Genomic DNA, 592 nt, shown 5'->3' on the forward strand with positions numbered 1-592 from the left:
CAGGGGTTGAGCCCCGCCGGGGAGCTGCGCGTCACCACCGCAGCCTCGCTCCTCACCGGCCTGCTGACCCCGATCCTCGCCGCGTTCTGCGCCCGCTGCCCGGAGGTGCGCCTCGACGTGGTGGTGTCGGAGCAGGCGCTCAACCTCGCCAAGCGCGACGCCGACGTGGCCCTGCGTGCCACCAACGATCCGCCCGACACCCTGGTGGGGCGGCGCCTCGCCACCATCGCCTGGGCCCTCTACGGCCGGACCGACCTCGACCGGAGCGTGCCCCTGAGCGGGCAGCGCTGGGTCTCCCCGGCGCCCCGGCTCGGTGCCGCCGCGGCGGCGCGCTACGTCCAGGAGCGCACCGCGCCCGAGCACGTGGTCCTGCGCCTCGATACGGTCCAGGGTCTTGCCGACGCGGTGGAGGCCGGAATCGGCATCGGTCCCCTGCCCTGCGTGATCGGCGACCGCCGGCCCGGTCTGGTGCGGCTCTCGGACCCCGAGCCCGCGCTCGATGCCGGGCTCTGGCTTCTCACCCATCCGGACCTGCGCCGCGCCGCCCGGGTGCGTGCCTTCCTCGACTTCGTCGGTGACGCCATCGCCCGCG

At 75.7% G+C, this 592-nt stretch carries 1 protein-coding gene; it reads left to right on the forward strand.

The genetic code is table 11. The features are described 5' to 3' along the window. Positions 1–592 (forward strand): LysR substrate-binding domain-containing protein (locus VQ03_RS30085; RefSeq protein WP_048454609.1); only part of this gene is annotated, 592 nt, incomplete at both ends.

Origin of the sequence: Methylobacterium tarhaniae (assembly GCF_001043955.1) — a bacterium.
Lineage (GTDB): Bacteria > Pseudomonadota > Alphaproteobacteria > Rhizobiales > Beijerinckiaceae > Methylobacterium > Methylobacterium tarhaniae.